Annotated in this window: 17 protein-coding genes; 10 read left to right on the top strand and 7 right to left on the bottom strand. The window is 36.1% G+C overall.

From position 1 onward, the window contains the following. Nucleotides 1-145: 145 nt before the first annotated feature. From ACFVT8_RS19875 to rlmH, 3 genes are all read left to right on the top strand, one after another. The gene (locus tag ACFVT8_RS19875; RefSeq protein WP_387084799.1) at nt 146-1447 is read left to right on the top strand and encodes a S1C family serine protease; all 1302 of its coding nucleotides are present in this window, start codon (nt 146-148) and stop codon (nt 1445-1447) included. Between the two features lie 321 nt (nt 1448-1768). Beyond that, the gene (locus ACFVT8_RS19880) at nt 1769-1933 is read left to right on the top strand and encodes a CxxH/CxxC protein (protein ID WP_049662644.1); all 165 of its coding nucleotides are present in this window, start codon (nt 1769-1771) and stop codon (nt 1931-1933) included. A 90-nt stretch (nt 1934-2023) separates the two neighbouring features. After that, entirely contained in the window at nt 2024-2503 is a 480-nt protein-coding gene (rlmH, locus tag ACFVT8_RS19885; protein WP_387084802.1) for a 23S rRNA (pseudouridine(1915)-N(3))-methyltransferase RlmH, read from the top strand. 42 nt (nt 2504-2545) lie between these two features. Here rlmH and ACFVT8_RS19890 read toward each other — a convergent pair whose 3' ends face one another. From ACFVT8_RS19890 to ACFVT8_RS19905, 4 genes are all read right to left on the bottom strand, one after another. Then, entirely contained in the window at nt 2546-2959 is a 414-nt protein-coding gene (locus ACFVT8_RS19890) for a hypothetical protein (RefSeq protein WP_387084803.1), read from the bottom strand. After that, complete coding sequence (locus ACFVT8_RS19895; RefSeq protein WP_387084804.1) at nt 2956-4155, bottom strand: MFS transporter; 1200 nt, start codon at nt 4153-4155, stop codon at nt 2956-2958. The genes ACFVT8_RS19890 and ACFVT8_RS19895 overlap by 4 nt, the downstream gene beginning before the upstream one ends. A gap of 251 nt (nt 4156-4406) precedes the next feature. Beyond that, nucleotides 4407-8093: a S8 family serine peptidase gene (locus tag ACFVT8_RS19900; RefSeq protein WP_387084806.1), complete on the bottom strand. Its 3687-nt coding sequence runs from the start codon at nt 8091-8093 to the stop codon at nt 4407-4409. Between the two features lie 533 nt (nt 8094-8626). After that, nucleotides 8627-10627: a YhgE/Pip family protein gene (locus tag ACFVT8_RS19905; RefSeq protein ID WP_387084808.1), complete on the bottom strand. Its 2001-nt coding sequence runs from the start codon at nt 10625-10627 to the stop codon at nt 8627-8629. Between the two features lie 122 nt (nt 10628-10749). Between ACFVT8_RS19905 and ACFVT8_RS19910 the strand changes: the two genes are divergently transcribed. Next, entirely contained in the window at nt 10750-11637 is an 888-nt protein-coding gene (locus ACFVT8_RS19910; RefSeq protein ID WP_387084810.1) for a LysR family transcriptional regulator, read from the top strand. Nucleotides 11638-11840: 203 nt separating this feature from the next. Here the strand turns inward: ACFVT8_RS19910 and ACFVT8_RS19915 are convergent, their stop codons facing one another. Next, nucleotides 11841-12263, bottom strand: a complete 423-nt coding sequence (locus ACFVT8_RS19915) for an exosporium protein C (protein ID WP_387084812.1) — start codon at nt 12261-12263, stop codon at nt 11841-11843. Between the two features lie 307 nt (nt 12264-12570). After that, complete coding sequence (locus tag ACFVT8_RS19920) at nt 12571-12888, bottom strand: BRCT domain-containing protein (protein ID WP_387084814.1); 318 nt, start codon at nt 12886-12888, stop codon at nt 12571-12573. 325 nt (nt 12889-13213) lie between these two features. Between ACFVT8_RS19920 and ACFVT8_RS19925 the strand changes: the two genes are divergently transcribed. Together ACFVT8_RS19925 and ACFVT8_RS19930 are read left to right on the top strand one after the other, a co-directional pair. Further along, a complete protein-coding gene (locus ACFVT8_RS19925) occupies nt 13214-14011 on the top strand; it encodes an MBL fold metallo-hydrolase (RefSeq protein ID WP_387084816.1) in 798 nt (265 codons plus the stop codon). Between the two features lie 285 nt (nt 14012-14296). After that, a complete protein-coding gene (locus ACFVT8_RS19930) occupies nt 14297-14566 on the top strand; it encodes a hypothetical protein (protein WP_142510053.1) in 270 nt (89 codons plus the stop codon). Between the two features lie 237 nt (nt 14567-14803). On the opposite strand, the gene ACFVT8_RS19935 is transcribed toward ACFVT8_RS19930, so the two are convergent. Continuing rightward, nucleotides 14804-15295, bottom strand: coding sequence for a hypothetical protein (locus ACFVT8_RS19935; RefSeq protein WP_387084819.1), 492 nt, complete (start codon nt 15293-15295; stop codon nt 14804-14806). Between the two features lie 270 nt (nt 15296-15565). On the opposite strand from ACFVT8_RS19935, the gene ACFVT8_RS19940 reads away from it, so the two are divergent. The 4 genes from ACFVT8_RS19940 (at nt 15566) to ACFVT8_RS19955 (ending at nt 17249) form a co-directional block, all read left to right on the top strand. Continuing rightward, a complete protein-coding gene (locus ACFVT8_RS19940) occupies nt 15566-15715 on the top strand; it encodes a hypothetical protein (protein ID WP_387084821.1) in 150 nt (49 codons plus the stop codon). A 183-nt stretch (nt 15716-15898) separates the two neighbouring features. Beyond that, complete coding sequence (locus ACFVT8_RS19945; protein WP_387084823.1) at nt 15899-16216, top strand: hypothetical protein; 318 nt, start codon at nt 15899-15901, stop codon at nt 16214-16216. Between the two features lie 6 nt (nt 16217-16222). After that, nucleotides 16223-16618: a MerR family transcriptional regulator gene (locus tag ACFVT8_RS19950; RefSeq protein ID WP_387084825.1), complete on the top strand. Its 396-nt coding sequence runs from the start codon at nt 16223-16225 to the stop codon at nt 16616-16618. A gap of 214 nt (nt 16619-16832) precedes the next feature. Then, complete coding sequence (locus ACFVT8_RS19955) at nt 16833-17249, top strand: nucleotidyltransferase domain-containing protein (RefSeq protein WP_387084827.1); 417 nt, start codon at nt 16833-16835, stop codon at nt 17247-17249. Nucleotides 17250-17730: the final 481 nt, after the last annotated feature.

Consider the following 17730-nt stretch of genomic DNA (forward strand, 5'->3'; position numbering starts at 1 on the left):
GAGGCTGTTCAATGGCATTTTATAAAAAATGCTTTGAACAGCCATTTTTATGTCCATTTTATTTATTTTTCATCTGATTTTAATGTTTGAATTGTAATATTAGACTAACAACTAGCAAATACTAATAAAGGAAAGGATGAGGAAAATGGGCTATTTTCAAGATGATGATAAAAATAATGATTTATTAAAAAATGATGAAATACAGAAGTCACCTCTTCAGGAGCGACTGGAACAAGAGGAGCGAGAAACGCAAGAGAAACGTCATAAAAAGAAAGGCGGTGGCGGAGGTAAAGGTGGTTATTTATTTACCGGTTTTATCGGCGTCATCATAGGGGCGTTACTCGTTTGGCTCATGATGCCTGGACTTGTTAATCAAATGCCAGGTACAACGACAAGTAGCACAGGTAATAAAAATGACACAACTATTAATCAAGTTGCAACAGAAGTGACAACTGATGTTACGAAAGCAGTAGATAAGGCTTCAGATTCTGTTGTAGGAATCACAAATATTCAAGAAGTATCAAGTGGCGGATTCTGGAGTCCACAATCTTCAACAGAACAGCCTGCAGGAAGCGGTTCAGGTGTTATTTACAAAGTTCAAGGTGATAAAGCCTTCATCGTGACAAATAACCATGTTATTCAAGGTGCAAAGCAGTTAGAAGTAACGATGCCAGATGGTACGAAAGAAGTAGCACAATTAGTTGGTCACGATGTTTGGACAGACTTAGCAGTCATTTCAATCAGCTCTAAAGATGTTAAGACAGTAGCGACATTTGGTAACTCAGATGTATTAAAACAAGGTGAAACAGTAATTGCCATTGGTAACCCACTCGGTTTAGAATTTTATGGCTCTGTTACTACGGGTGTTGTTTCTGGTAAGGATCGCTCTGTACCAGTTGACGTAAACGGTGATGGCAATGTAGATTGGCAGCAAGAAGTATTACAAACAGACGCAGCTATCAATCCTGGTAATAGTGGTGGTGCGCTTGTAAACCTTGCTGGTGAATTAGTCGGCATTAACTCCATGAAAATTGCGCAATCCTCTGTTGAGGGTTTAGGTTTCTCAATTCCGATTAACTCAGCAATTCCAATTATCGAGGAATTAGAGAAGAATGGTGAAATGAAACGTCCAACAATGGGTGTCTCATTATTAGACTTAACGGATGTTCCGGCATTCTATCAACAGCAAACGTTAAACTTGCCAAAAGACTTAACAACAGGTGTTGTTATTACAGATGTTGTAGGGAACTCTCCAGCTTCAAAAGCAGGCGTTAAACAATACGATGTAATTGTTGAAATGGATGGCAAAAAGATCGAAACAGCAATAGATTTACGCAAACATTTATATAACGACAAAAAAATTGGTGATAAATTAACGCTGAAAGTATACCGTCAAGGTAAGTTAGTGGATCTATCACTTACATTAACAAATGGCGATTCATTGTAAATGAGAAATCAGTGGAGATTTTAAAATCTCCACTGATTTTTTTGTGGAATTTAAAAATATTATTTATCAAACGGAGATCAACCCCACATTATAGTGATGAGTTAAAAATATTTGGAGGCATTCGAATGAATTATTAAGAATGATTTAGAAAATATTGTGGATAACTAGAAAATTGTGAATAATAACATATACATGGCTAGTGGCGGTAGAAAGCCTATTCTTCCATACTCGCCTGACCTTTGTTACAATAGATTGTGGATAACATAGACCGAATTGTGAATAAGTTTGTGGAAATTTCGGAAAATAAGAAGAGGTGTAAAAATGGAAAAATACAGCTGTGAAAACCATATAGAACACGCTTTAGACATGTTTGTGGCTGAGCAAAAAGAGTTCCCAATTATGGATAAAATCGAAGAGGATAAAAAGTTATCCACAAAATGTAGCTACTGTGAACGACCTGCAGAATATCTTGTATCAAGTAAATAACTTTACACAAGATATAGGAATTGCTTGTGGATATGTTGATAACTTTTGTGGATAATTTGTTTGTAAATGAATTGTAAAGGTGGATAACGTGTGAATATAACGATTGTATCAGTCGGAAAACTAAAAGAAAAGTATTTAAAAATGGGAATAGATGAATACGTAAAACGTCTTGGTGGCTACGCAAAAATGGATCTAATCGAAGTACCAGATGAAAAAGCACCCGAGCAACTAAGCGAAGCAGAAATGGAAATCGTAAAGAAAAAAGAGGGTGAACGTATTCTATCTAAAATCAGCCCAGATACATACGTTATCGCCCTAGCCATTAACGGCAAAATGAAGACCTCTGAACAAATGGCGACAGATCTTGAATCCCTAATGACCTACGGCAAAAGTAAAATCGCGTTCGTCATCGGCGGTTCCCTTGGTTTACACGATGATGTATTGAAACGATCTGATGAGCAACAATCCTTTGGAAAGATGACATTACCGCATCAGCTAATGAAGCTGGTTTTGGTAGAGCAGGTTTATAGAAGTTTTAGGATTATGAAGGGTGAACCGTATCATAAGTAAGTGAGTTTTTAAAACAGGCACATTCGCATGAAGCGAATGTGCCTATTTGATTTGTATTTTTACTAAAGTATCTGTTGCATCTAAATAAGTCACTTTACAGGCAACCGTTTCTTCTTTTAAGTAAGAAAATTCATCGCCGTCTGCCGAAATATTTAAACCGTCAATGTAAATATTATAGTAGTTCGAATGTGAACCAAAACGACCACCACTTTCCTCAAAAAACGCAATTTCACAAATACCCTCGGCGGTTTGATAATTCTCAAGGTTATTATTAATAATGTCTATTAACCCTGTAACGACCAAGTACAGCGCACATAGCATAAAAAAACCACATACGATTACTACAAGATAGAAATCTTTATGCGTTCGTTTTACCATAAGGAAGTGTGCAATTATACCGATTAAAACAATAAGACCTAGCCCAGCAATTATCGTTGTAGAATAAATTTCACTCAAGGATGATTGCTTCTATCATTTTGTTTTTTGTCTAATAGATGACTAATGAAAGTTAGCAGACTTGCACAAACTGCAACTACTCCACCGACCCATGTTACATTCATCAAATGTCCTTGATGGTATACAATTCCGCCTAATGCAGAACCAAAAGCGATACCTACATTACTTGCCACTGGCATAAGTGAAGCAGCGAGCCCTGTAGCACTTGGATGATAAATTCCGGCGAGGTCTATTAAATAAAGCTGAGTAGATGTTGTTAAGAGGATGGCCATCAAAGACATTAATCCGATGTTTACTAAACCTAAAATAAAATGATTTGTAGTCCAAAATAAAGTTGTCAGAACAAATGCTTGCACGAGAAAAACGAACCGAAGGCGACCTATTGCATTATGGCTGGCAATTTTACCGGCGAGAATGTTGCTGAAAATCGAGATAAATCCGTAGCCAAATAAGATTAAACTAATTGAATTATTTGGTGCCCCCATTTCCTTCAAGATAGGAACTAGGTACGTAAAGACGGCATAAGTTGCGCCGAACCCGAGAGCAGGAATGAAAAAAGCCATCAAAATTCGTGGCTTTGTCATTAATGAAAATTGATCTCGTATCGAACTGCGAATTTGGCTAAGTTTATCAGGTAAGACAAAAAAGGATGCCAAAAACGCCAATCCTCCTAAGAAAGTGGTTAACATGAAAGTGGCATTCCAGCCGTATCGTTCAGCGATCATAATACCAATTGGCACTCCAACTACATTTGCAAGTGTGAAACCACCGAAAACGAATGATATAGCAAGTCCGCGTTTTTTAATCGGCATTGTTTCACTTGCAACAATCATGGCTAGAGAGATTAATACTCCTGTTACAATCGCTGTCATAATCCGGAGTGTTAGAAGCATGATGTAGCTCGTTGAAATTACGCACAAAGCATTCAAGACGATGAAAGCCCCTATCAAAAACAACATCCATTTACGCTTTGGAAAATGACTTGTTGCTGACATCACTAATGGTGTGGCGATGGCAAATGTGATTGCAAACGCAGAAACGAGTGTACCTGCTTTTGCGTTTGTCATCTGAAGGCTTGAAGAAATATCTGTTAAGATTCCGACAATAACAAATTCGCTTGTCCCTAGTACAAATGTTAATAGAGTAAGTGTTAAGATGAGCAACCAATGTCGCTTGGATAATTTTGAAGGATGCATAAATGCCTCTTTTCTTAGATGAATGTAAATGTGTCACAAAGTAGATATACAGCCTAAACATCATACCATAAAAATTTTTTGCAAGAAAAAACCGAACTTAAACCTATTACGGATAACCCTTTCATAAGTAAGTGCGGTTTTATTATGCATCTAGTTGGAGATAATCTTTTTTTTAGGGATTGCTTTATAATAAATATCAAAAAGAGAAATTGCGCTGTGCAATTTCTCTTTTTTGCTTGAACTGAAATTAATTATAACTCGGTAATTTCATTATTATTTTTATTACCGTTGCCATTGCCATTGCCATTGCCGTTGCCATTGCCATTCCCTGGCTTTATAACCAATACATCAAATGTTAGTGTGTGCTCACCATACGTTACCGTAATCGTCGTATTACCTTGACCTTTTCCTTTTACAGTCCCTGCTTTTACAGTAGCTATTTTATCATTCGCTACTTCGTAGGTTGCAAGCTTTGTAACATCTTTTTCTGTTGTTTTACCATCAAAAGTAGTTACTTCAGTAATCTTAACTGCAACTTCTTTACCTATTCTAGTTTCAACCTGAGCTTGGTCGATTTCTAGTGTTACTATTGGTTCTTTTACAACAGGTGCTTTAACTGTCACATTTACAGTAATTTTATTATCACCGTATGAAATAGTAATTGTAGTCGTGCCCTCACCTACTGCAGTTACTAATCCATTTACTATTGTTGCGACATTTTCATCTCCAACAACATAAGTAGCTTTTGAAGTTACGTCTTCTTCTGTTGCCTCACCTTCTGCAGGCGTTGACGTTTCTGTTACCGTAAGTTGTGTAGTTTCTCCAACTGTTAGGTCTAGCTTAGTTGGGTTTACAGAAAGTGCTACTACTGGTTCTACTACTTCTTTTTCATATATCTTCGATTCACCAACATTCCCGGCAGCGTCTTTAATTATTACTGATACAGCAGTTGTTTCTGCTGTTACTGGGAATGTGAAGCTACCGTCTTGATTTAATTCAAAAGCAACTGGCGCTTGTACTTCGCCATTTACCGTCGAAACATAGGAAGCTTTTAATTTATCATTTAAATTGTAATCTAAACCGTATAAATATAACTCTTCATTGTAGTCGATATACTTATCTGTTATCTGTCCTGTAGCGACACCTTTAGCTACTGAACCAGTAATTTCTGGTTTAGTCGTTTTCACGATAATTGGTCCAACATAATCGGAAACTACTCCGGATGCTGCAAGACCGGTGAAGTCAATTGTATACAGACCATCTGGAATCGTTGTGGCAGGTTTTGGTCCCCATGGCTTGTACTGCCCACCAATATTCAGCGTATAAGATCCTTTTCCTAGCGCAGTACCTGCATGTAGATAACCGATGTAGCCGTCTCCGTATTCTCCACCTTCAGGATTCATAATATCCCAAAGTTCGATATAGTTAGTTGTTACATCTCCAGTTAATGTGAATGAAAGTACAGCTGAGTCTTTTACGCCATCTCCGTTAAAGGATAGGTCTGTTTCTGTAATCTTAAAATCTTTAATTTCAGTTGCTGCCGCGCCGCCAAAATCCGCTGCGAATGGCAATGAAACTTCTGTATCTCCACCGCTGATGTAAATATACCCTAGTATTTCAGAGCCTTTTGGAGCCGTAGCTTGTGAAGCAGTTAATGTGAAATTTAAAACTTGCTCACCAGCTAGATTAAATGTCGGCTGATCTACTGTAACAGTTGCATCACCAAATGTTTTTGTCACATCAATTGATACGTTATAATTGCCGCCGTTCCCTTTAATATCTTTTACTAAAACTTGTTTCGTTACTGAAATATCCCGGTCTTTAAGTGATTGTGGACCGAAAGTAACTGTACCTTTCAAGTTTTCTGTAACTGCACCAGTTCCATCTAAAATTGCGCTATCAAGTGCATAGGCAAGAATTTCTGGATGAGCTGCTGCATAAGGATTTACACGCCCAGCACCCTGAGAAAACACATCGTATTTTGTTTTATCTATAACCTTTGCTGTATTAGAAAGCGCCACTTTTACATCGAACGCGTTCCAATCAGGATTTGCTTGTTTAATTAATGCTGCAATACCTGCAATATGTGGTGTTGCCATAGAAGTTCCTGTTTTACGACCATATGCTTCCCCATAATCTGCATCTGGGAAATCTTTTTTATACATTGGAATCGTTGACATAATATTTGTTCCAGGTGCACTTACATCTGGTTTAATATCAAAGTTTGGTGTAGAAGGTCCACGTGAACTTGAATCGTTTACATCATCTCCCAATGTCTTTGTGGAAGCAAATTTACTAAAGCTTACTTTTCCAGTTCCGCCTGCTAATGCAGCGCGAATTGCAGCACCATCCGTTTGTGACATATCAAATGTTGGCAGAAACTCAAATGAATCACCAAGGAATGTGCCTGAAATGTTCGGTGCATTCGTTCCACCAGCAAAGTTATGAATAATTGTTGCGACTGCTCCTTTTGCCTTTGCATTCGCAATTTTATCAACGAATGCGATACTGCCGCGAGAAATCAATGCCACTTTACCTTTTACATCAATTCCTTCAAAGTCTTTTACTTCCCCGTTTCCAGGAACTGCAACTAGGTCAAATTCTCCTTGAAGCTGTGTTGCTAATTCTTTCCCAAATGTCGTTCCCATTAATGGAAGCTGTTTTGTTAAGTTGTAGTTACCAACTGTAACATTCACTTCCCCGTTATACATTGTTTCAGGATTTGTTGTGTTACCAACAGCAATTCCTAAACGAGCAGTTGCAGGCGTGCCCATTGTTCCGCGATTTGGACCTTCGTTTCCTGTTGCAACTACTCCGATTGTTCCAGCCATCATTGCATTATTAATAGCAAATGAACCAGCATCCGTTTCAGAGTTAGCTCCCCCGCCAAGTGAAAGGTTGATAACGTCCATTTTTTCTTTTACAGCAGTTTCAATTGCTTTAACAATACCAGATGTAGCTCCACTTCCGTATGCCCCAAGGACACGGTAAGCATAAAGGTCTACTTTTGGAGCAATTCCTTTAATACCGAATTTGTTAGCTCCAATTGCTGCAATTGTTCCAGCAACATGTGTACCGTGAGAAGTATAGAACGCGCTTCCCTTTTCATTAAATTCAGGTGTCCCGGCTGGACGCTCCGAAGGCGATGTTTCCGATGCATCGTCATCTGCCCGAGGCTTCGTGTAAGTTGCTGAATTCGGAATAAAGTTTTTTCCACCTTTGTAATTTCCGGCAAACTCAGGGTGATCTACATCAATACCAGTATCTAATACCGCTACTTTTATTCCTTGTCCTTCAAGTCCTTCCTTCCAAAGCTGTTCGATACCAAGGAAAGAATTACTTGTATTCATTTGAGCTTCTAATTGATCTTCCTTAATAAGTTCCGATGATTTCATCGTATTATCTTCTGATGCGGAAACAATTGCATCAGGTTCGATTAATGTAATTCCTTCTACTGTAAGCAGTTTCGGGAGATCATTCGCTTTCACAGTTGCCGCAAAACCGTTTAAAACAGTATCAAATGTGTACCCTTGAGTCATCTGAACATTTTTAGCAGCTAACTCTTCTTTAACTTCTGCTTGTTGTGCTTTTACATTTGAAAGAACTTCATTTGCTTGGGCTTTAGAGAATTTTTGGCCTTTGACTTGGCTCATTCCTTGCTCTAGTGCCACTGGCTTTTCAGATAAATGTATGATGACTGCGACATCTTGATTGCCTGATACATTTTGTAAACTTTCGTGAAGAGTTGGACCATCCTTAGACAAGCTTAGCTGTTCAGCGATAGCCGCCTTTAGTTGAATTATGCTTTCACTTTGACTATCCTGCTTAAATGGTTTCGATTCTTCAGCGCTAGCACTCGACAATGGAACAAAAAGAGAAAGCACCAAAATTAAAGCTAGAATACTACTTAAGAACTTCGTAAACTTAAACTTTTTCAAATCTCATTTCTCCCTCCACTTTTAATTGTCACACTTTTCAGTTTAGTGTGATATTTCCAATTTATCACAAGGGAGCTAATCCGAATATCTGAATATCTGAATATTGCAAAATATTGGTAATTAGTATCAGTTTATTAAAGATAGATTAAATCTATCTTCCTAGTAATTTAATAAAAAAGTAGAACTTTTAAATGAGAAATGACTTATAGTAATTCATTAATTTTTTCAATTAATCCTATCAAGGCAGCAGTTGTAGGTACAGTCGGCGGTGTAGTTGCTTATAGAAAATTCATGTCCGTAAATTAGCAAAAAAGTAGGTACAAGAAAAAATCTTGTACCTACTTTTTTTATGTTGTCGCAATTTCCACAACTTCTGCACCCACATGTACGGGTGGTTTACGATCTTTCTATGGGGCAGATTCTTCTAATTGTTTCCCAAGCTGTAGAAGGGTTAACTCATCTGCGAAGCGTCCTGAAAGAACCTTTCTAAAAAGTATGTACTTATTAGAAAGGCTCCATCTGTTTACTATGTCTTAATCTGTCAATCCAGCAGATGGTTCTTTATGCTGGATATGACTTGAAATCCAGCCGATGATAAGAGCGAGTAAAAGGTAAATGAGTAAAAACAATCCCTGTGTGGCTAAGTTTGACCAGCCCCCAAGGGAAACGACTTCCTGGAAACCCTTTAGTGAATGCGCCATCGGCAAGAATCCTCCGATCTTAGCTAACATTGGATTTTCGAGTTCACCTGGGAAAGTTCCGCCACAGGTTGCTAGTTGAAATACTAATAATGTGACGGCTAGTAATTTACCGAGATTCCCCATGAGAATAATAAGCATGAGAATGAAGGTCATGAAAGTTAATGATACGATAATACTTGATAGGATAAATAACGGTACACTGGCTACTGTTAATTTAAATCCTAAAAGTACTACGAGATCCACGATAAGAGTCTGTATTAATCCCACTACGTAAACTAATCCTAGTTTATTGATAAAGTGAACGGTGCCGGTCACTTTTAGAAGTTCTCTACGTCCTAGTGGCAGAATATTGGCTGCCATAATGCCTCCTACAAATAAAGCAAGAGACAAGAAATAAGGAGCGATGCCAGTTCCATAGTTCGGAACTTTAGATAAATTGGATGCTACCAATTCAATCGGTTGTGCAAACATCGTTGTGGTAGAATCATTGTTTTGAAGATTAGACGTTTTTTCCGCTGCTTCATTTAGTTTTGTTGTTAACTCATTTGAGCCAGCTGCCAGAGAAGAAAGCCCATCTTGTAGTTTCATTAATCCGCTTGACTCTTGACCGATTCCACTAGCGAGAGTTGTGATTCCGGTGTTAAGTGTTGTGTAGCCTGTCATCCATTTTGTAAATCCGCTGGCGAATTCAGTCGTTCCCGCATGTAATTGTTTTGCGCCTTCAGTAGCCTGAGTTAGTTTAGCACCAAACGTTGCCATACCAGTTTGAAGTGTGGCCTGTCCAGTAGCGATTTTTTTTGCAGCTACTCCTACCTGGTCTTGTCCAGCTTTTAAAGTAGTTTCTGCTACAGATAATGCCTCTGATAAAGCAATAATTTGTTGAAATTTCTGATCCTGTTTCGCTTCGGGATGGTCAGTTACATATTGGGCTAATTGTTCCTTCAAATTGCTAGCGACACTAGCTGCTTGTTCTTGTCCTTGAACTAACTTTGTATTTCCATTGGACCAATTTGTAATACCTTGGTTTACTTGATCCATTCCTGATTGCAGTGAGTATTCACCTTCAGTAAGTTGTTGTAATCCTTTATATAAGGAGTCAGAACCGGTTGTGAGTGCATTTACACCATTAGATAAGCTATCTTGTCCAGCTGAAAGTTTAGTGCTACCTGTTTTAAGCTGTTGTGCCCCTTCATCTAAACTTTGAATGCCATCTGTCAATTTGACGCTTCCACTTTTTGCGTCAACTGTTCCGTCATAAAGCTTCTGTGCCCCAGTGCCTGCCTCAGTGAAGCCAATAGAAACATCCTGAAATTTAGTTAGAATCGTTTCGGAGTAGAACTTTGTGACGCTAGCGTTGATTTTTGTTTCCATTTTTTCAACAGCGGTTGTAGTAATTTGTGATGCTACATAGTTTTTCCCCGGATTGACTTCATATAAAAGCTTAGACGGTTTTGGTGTTTTATCCATTAAAGTTGTGATGTTTTTAGAAAAATCCTTTGGAATGGAGATGACCATATAATAGTCGCCTGCTTTAAGTCCCTTTTTGGCGGTCTTAGCAGAGACAAATTGAAAGTTTAATTCTTTACCTTTCTTCAATTGATCAACAAAGTCATCACCGATGTGAATGGATTCATCATCGATTGTAGCTCCTTCATCGAGATTAACGACTGCTACGGGAAGTTTATCTAATTGTCCGTATGGATCCCAGTATCCTGCTAAAAAGAATCCTACGTAAATTAAAGGAACGAGAGTAAGGAAAATTAAAGCGATTCGTCCATGCTTATGTTTCCAAATGGCAACTAAGTCTTGTAATACTAATTGTAATCCTTTCACGAAATATCCTACCTTTCTATCCTTAAAAGATTATTTCATCATAATCTAATATGTTGATGTTGTATAATACATAAAAAGTTATTACATAATAGATTTGAATCTATGTTAAAAGGGGAGTCTACATGGAATTTTTGCAGTTAAAGTACTTTCAAACAGTTGCTCGTCTGGAACATATGACGAAAGCAGCAAAACAACTTCAAATTGCCCAGCCATCGCTCAGTAAAACGATTTCCCGTTTAGAGGAAGATTTAGGAGTTGAATTGTTTGACCGGGAACATCGGAAAATTAGTCTGAATGCAGCCGGAAAAATTTTTTTAAACCGTGTGGATCGGGCTTTTGCAGAATTGAATGAGGGTCAAAGAGAGTTGAATCAATTTATTGATCAAGACCAAAGGAGTATTACATTAGCAGTTACGATTCCAAGAGTATTACCTGCATTATTAGGTTCATTTTTATCGAAATATCCTGATGTTCGTTTTCAACAGTTTCTAAAATCCATTTCCTCTATGAAAAAAATGCTGATGGAGGGAGAGGTGGATTATTGTATTTCTTCAATTCCAATTGAAGGAGAGGACATTAGATGGGAGCCTCTCATTACTGAAGAAATATTTTTAATCGTGCCACCTAATCATCGGTTAGCAGGGAGGGAAAGCGTTCGGCTTGAAGAGGTGAAGGATGAAGCATTTATTAGCATGAATACAGGCTATGGCTTCCGAAACTTAACCGACCAGTTTTGCAGGGAAGCGGGATTTGTCCAAAATATCGCTTTTGAAGGCGACGAACCCACTGTTATTTCAGACTTAGTTAGGCAGGGATTAGGTGTTGCTTTCGTTTCTGAATTATCATGGGTACCTAAGTCAGGAGAGTTTCCACATAAACTTCGAATAGTCGAACCAGCTTGTCAACGAACTATTGGGTTAGCCTGGTCCGAAAAGCGCTACTTTACACCAATTGCTAAGCAGTTTCGCCAATTTGTTGTAGAATACTTTTTAACAATTTCTCAAAATTGATTAGATGACCTCTAATATAAAAGAAAAAATAAGCTGTATAGAAAGTTTAATTTTTAATAACTTCTTTACAGCTTATTTTTTAAATCTTTATATAAAACATGCATCTAAGTTCATCGATCAACACGCTAAAAAAATGATCATGTATGCCACAAACTTGTACTGGGCATAAACATAATCAAGATTTATAGTAAGGGCTATTATCGTTAACTTTTGATTGCTAAGCCACTAAAAGAAACTGGTCCAACAATATTTGCTTGCGTGTTGGGTGTAATATTCTCAGCAAAAACCTGATAGAAGCTAGCACCAGCTGGTAAATTGGAATCAATAGCTTGGAATGTAAAGACGTAATTTTGTTCTGAACCAGTTGATTCTACTCCATCTTGCGTATTATAGATTTCTTTCCCGTTACGGAAGACTCTAAATACAATTTGGGAAATACCTGTAACTCCTGCCACACCAACGCTTGCAAGTAGCTCAACGTTATTATTTCTTGAAGCTGTGCCTGGGATATTTATTTGAATTGAAGCTAAAAGAACTCTAAATGGAGCTTGTGGGATAGGAAAAGCAGTTTCTGGGTTAAACGTACTTAGAGGTTCAGTTGCTTGGTAATCAAGAACTTGTGCCATTTTATCACCTCCTTTTGCTAGGATACTATAAGATATGTTCTATATTAGAGCTCCGATTGTGTAGTAAACTAAGCCGTGTTATTTTTTTAAAGTTTTTTAGTTAATCCGTTCTAGCTCTACTGAAATTTGTTGGGTGTCAGCTCTCAATTAAAGTTATGTAGATTTATTAGGGAGAAATTTTTCATAAGTTTGAGGAATAAAATATGTGAAAAGGTATGTGAACATAGTTGTTTTGCATACCTTTTTAGATGAGATGAATTTATATTTGAGGCAAATCTTCTTTAAAAGATGATGATAGATATTCTTTTTACATTGAAATGAGCCAAATAAAATCATCCTCAATAATAATCTGAATGTCTAGACCTAGGCTGATCAACTTCTCAGCTTTTAATTGTTTCGCACTTATACCACGACGTTTGTCCCCAAGAATAAGGAAATCTGTATCCTGTGTAACAGCTACTTGCATAACCCCTCCATAAGCTCGTACTTTTTTTGTAGCTTCTGAACGTGTCATAGTGGAGAGGGCCCCAGTAAAGACGATTTGTTTATTATAAAATGGATGCATCAAGCATTCGGATGGGTCAGAAAGTAAGATGACTTCTGTGTTGTCTTTATTGTTGTTCATGTTTACTCTCCTTAATTGAAATGAAAGATTTTTTCCTGAATTTTAGGTGAGATTGATTGATAGGATGTAGGTAACAAAGGAATACCTCTCTACATTTAAACTATTCATGAAGAATAGTATCATATAGATCCTTTCTACATGAATATTTGTACCAATAGATAAAAAGGGTATGTGAATTTAAATTGATTTCGTACACTTTTTTCCAAAAGAAGGATTTTATAAATGTTGCCCGAACTATGAGATAGAGAGAACAAAAAAATAAAGTTCTTGTCCCACAAGCTAGCTTATTAGCAAAGGGAAAATAAGGGGAAAAGGATGGTTCATAGTGATTCAATTTCAAAAAAATAATATTACAGTTTTTCAAAGTGCATTATATATGACTACCTCGGCAATCATTCAAACTAATGAAGCAGTCATTATGACAGATCCCAATTGGTTACCTACAGAAATTGAAGAAATTAAGAGCTATATCAACAAGATTAAAGGTGATAAGCAACTATTTATTATTTACACACATAGCGATTTTGATCATATTATTGGATCAGGGGCATTCCCAGAAGCTAAGGTAATTGCATCTAAACAATTTGATGAAAATCCTAACAAAGAAGACAGCATTCAAAAAATTAAACAATTTGACCAAAGATATTATTTGAATAGAAGCTATTCGCCGGTATATCCAACTGTAGACATTGTTGTTTCAGAAGATGGGCATAAATTAGAATTAGATTCCCTAACCATGACATTTTATCAAGCACCTGGTCATACGAATGATGGATTATTTACAGTTATTGAGCCTTATGGACTGTTTCTTTCCGGCGATTATTTGTCAGATATTGAGTTTCCGTTCATTTTTAGCAATTATAAAGACTATGTAAATACGGTCAATAAAGCTGGAAATATTTTACTTAACCATCAAATAACGACCCACATACCTGGACATGGTTTGACAACGCAAAATCAACTGGAAATTCAAAAAAGGATAACCGATTCAAAGTATTACTTAGAGCAGCTTCTTCATGATAATGGAGAGTTAGAAAGATATTTAAGCCGAGAATATCCATTTTTTGAAGGGATGGAAAGCATTCATACTGCCAATAAAAAGATGGCTAAAGAAAATTTTTAGTCGATATGTTTTAGAGAAAATGTCCTTGAAGGACCGTATCGAGTGCGATTAACTCTAGAAAGTGAAGTATTAAAAGGCTTTATTTAAGTAGACCGATCATTTTAGACGGTCTCCTTTTTCTTAAACTTGTCCTTCATCCATTAATGTATGAGTATTACCTTCTAAAAGGGGGAGCATTCATTAGATTCTATAGATATTCACTAACTTTTCCGTACATATTTTCTGCACATTTTCCAATACTATATCTAGATTATTTATCAAATTAACACGAAGGGAAGAGGCAAAATGGCTAAGCACTCAGATATGAGCTGGAAACAGGATCATCCAAGCACTTTGTTTGGGAACTCTGTCCAAAAGGCAGAACGTTTGTTGAAGCATGCAAAGTCACATCCGGAGGAGATAGCGATTGAGCATGCTTTCAATCAAATCGAACATGCAGAAAATGCATTCATGAATGCAAAGCAATTTGGTGAGCATTTGGATACAGTCCAACAAAATAAAGAATACTTAGAGCAGATTAAGCAGCAATTACACGAAATGCAAGGTAAACAGTAGATAGAAGAAATAAAAATAATGCTTTAAGCGGTTTAAGCCCTAAATCTAAAGGATTTAAGCCGCTTAATTTTATTCCTTTTGTTTGCTTTTATATAATGCACTGTTGGTCAATTTTTTATGTGAAATGTTCTACAGATGAGGAAACACAATGTTTTGAATAACAGAATGTAATCCGTCGAAAGAGCGTAACGTGGACGATTGAAACCTTTCCTGGGAAATATTTTCTATTGTTTTTAGTTAACACCAAACAATTATTGTATACGGCGTAGTTTGTGCAGGAATGCTTCTTGTAGTAGGGCCATAGATAACAATTAGGTTTCGATTTGCCGGGCTTTTTGAAAAAGGTTGCCCATTTTTAAGCAAGATAGGCGTATAAGTAGAAAGATTTAGTTGTAATTGGCCATCACTATTCACTAATTGGCTATTAAAAAAGTCGACTTTGACATTTTGATAGTTATTTTCCTTTACGACGACGAGTGCTCGATATTGAGGTGGATATATTAAAGGGACAGGCGCATCTCCATCATAATATCCAGTAATCTGATCACCGATTGTTACAATTTCTTGGTTTACAAAATAAGTAGAAGGTGAGATGACAAAATTGACGATGCCACGAGTACTATCTTCTATCGTCATAAGTTTATAACAACCTTCCTTTTCTCCGTTTTGCCCGATTGGAAAATCATCAATCTGGGTGACAATCCCGCGAAACGATTTAAAATTTACCATAGCCATTCCTTTCTTTATAAAATCTAAATTGATCATTGGTGAGACAAAAGCTTTGATAATTGTTTACCCAAAGGAGCTGATTTGAATTTAATTACTAAAAGAAAACCAATTTTATAATATAGTACAGCGTCATTTTAATTTATGTAACATCTCCAATTTGGGTGACAGAGAACGATTTTATTTATCAAAGGTTAGGTTTCTATATGACATGAATCAATATATACTTAATTTGCAAACTATAATGTTCATTTTTCAAAGGAGGGGAGCCTATTGAAGTGGATTTCTAAAAATAAGAAACCCCTTTTGCTATTCATCATCATTATTATTGCTATAGCTGGGATACTCGATATCAAATATGAAGGATTGTTCTTTCAACTATTGCCAGAGTCTATTCAAAACTATTTAGCTGATATTTTTTAAATAAGTAAAATAGTATTCTATTCATAGTTGTAATTGGCTTTTAGCAAACAGCAGTACATTTCTTGTACTAAAGATAAGTAGTAGTTCCAAAAGACTGATTGTGGCCCTTTCGATTTTAATCTGTTGACATGGAGTTAACTCCATCTTTTAAAGTGAAGGTATTAAAAGGATGGGGTGATGTAAATGGACATTATTGCTTATGTATTGATAGGGGTATACGCATTATTAACAGGGATTGCTTGCTTACATCAATGGAAAGAGAATGGCTTTCAATTACGAACATTCTTATTTGTGGTCTTATCTGTCGGTATGCTTGTAACGATATTTTTACCAAACAAAACTCTGGTACTAATGATATTAATCCTTGAATTTGTTCTATTACATGTTTTAGCAATTGCGGAAGGGCTTTTAACAAATAATCAGCTTAGATACAGTCACCATATCGTTCGCTTCATATTCCATTGTATACTGCTATTATTGGTTTATAAATTTATAGTGTAGTAGGTGATGATCATAAAAATTGGTGAATTTGCTACATGTACGGATCTTAGTAAAGATACGATCCGTTATTACGAAAAAATGGGTTTATTACATCCAGAAATAAAAAACAAACATCGTGAGTATAATGAGGATCATATTGAAATCATTAGTACAATTCTTAAACTAAAACAATGTGGTTTTTCACTTCAAGAGATTAAAATGCTTTTTGAATGGTCGCAAGATACTGATGAAAATGATGAATTGACTGAAGCGGAAATTCAAAACGTTCAACAGCTGAAAATATTATTTCAAAATAAGTATAAGCAGATGGTTCAAAGAGAAAAAGAGATTAAACAAATAAAGCAAGTCTTACTACGTGCTGATCATAAAATGGAGCAACTACTAGAAAAAAACAAAGGTTAGATGGGTGTTCTAATAAGAATTTTAAATTCTAAAAACGACGAAAATATTTCCTTATATGCAAAGAGAGCAACAATAAAAAAGATAACATTTTATAATTTAACGCAGCTAATTTGGGCTGTGTTTTTTTATATAAAAAGTTAAAGGTTTTCTTGAATTAATCTTGAATATATTGTGATATTCCAAAGAGATTTTTAAGGAAGGTGATGATAATTTTATGGAAGAATGGAGAACGGCACTAGAAGAGTTTTTAAAAGATTGGAAGAACCGAAATGATGTTGTTGGGACACTTGTTTGCGGGAGCTACATAACGGGAAATCCTTCACAGCGTTCTGATATAGATGTACATATTATTTTATCTAATGATGTTGATTGGCGGGAGAGAGGGAATAGAATTATTAATGGTTTTCTTATAGAATATTTTGCTAATCCACCAAAACAAATTCGCAAATACTTTCAACAAGATTTTCAAATCCAAAGAACAATGTCCATGGTTCAATTTATTACTGGAAAGATTCTATTTGATAACACGGGAATACTTAATGAATTAAAAATCGAAGCTGAACATTGGCTAAAAAATGACTATGAAGAACTAAATAAAACAGTTTTAGAAATAAAAAAATATTCACTATGAGATTCATTAGATAATTTAAAGGATTGTTTTGAACAAAAAAGAGTGGATTTCCCCTTTGTATATTTTAATTCATTAGCTAATTTATTTTCTGAGTACTGTCAGTCTTTACGGTTAGAAAGCATTCCGTACAATCAAGTACACTCGTATCTTATAGATCCAGCATATATAAATAAATATCTAAAAAGTGTTTTTCCTGATTCAATATTTAAAGAAATGTTTTTAAAAGCATTAATTGAAACGGACAAACAAAAGATGATGGAGGCATATGAAGAGTTAGTAAACCATGTATTTAATCAGATAGGCAGTTTTAACTTAGATGGTTGGAAAATAACAAGCCCTGTCGAAAAATAGGATGAGATTTAACTTTATTGGTTAGAATAAAAAGAAATAATTTTAAAATAACACTAGAAAATATTAAGAAAATTCGGTATATTTTTATATGTAGTGGAGCTGGTGTAAAAACAAGACTGGTTCCATATTT

The sequence above is a fragment of the Lysinibacillus sp. NPDC058147 genome, from assembly GCF_042884205.1.
Lineage (GTDB): Bacteria > Bacillota > Bacilli > Bacillales_A > Planococcaceae > Lysinibacillus.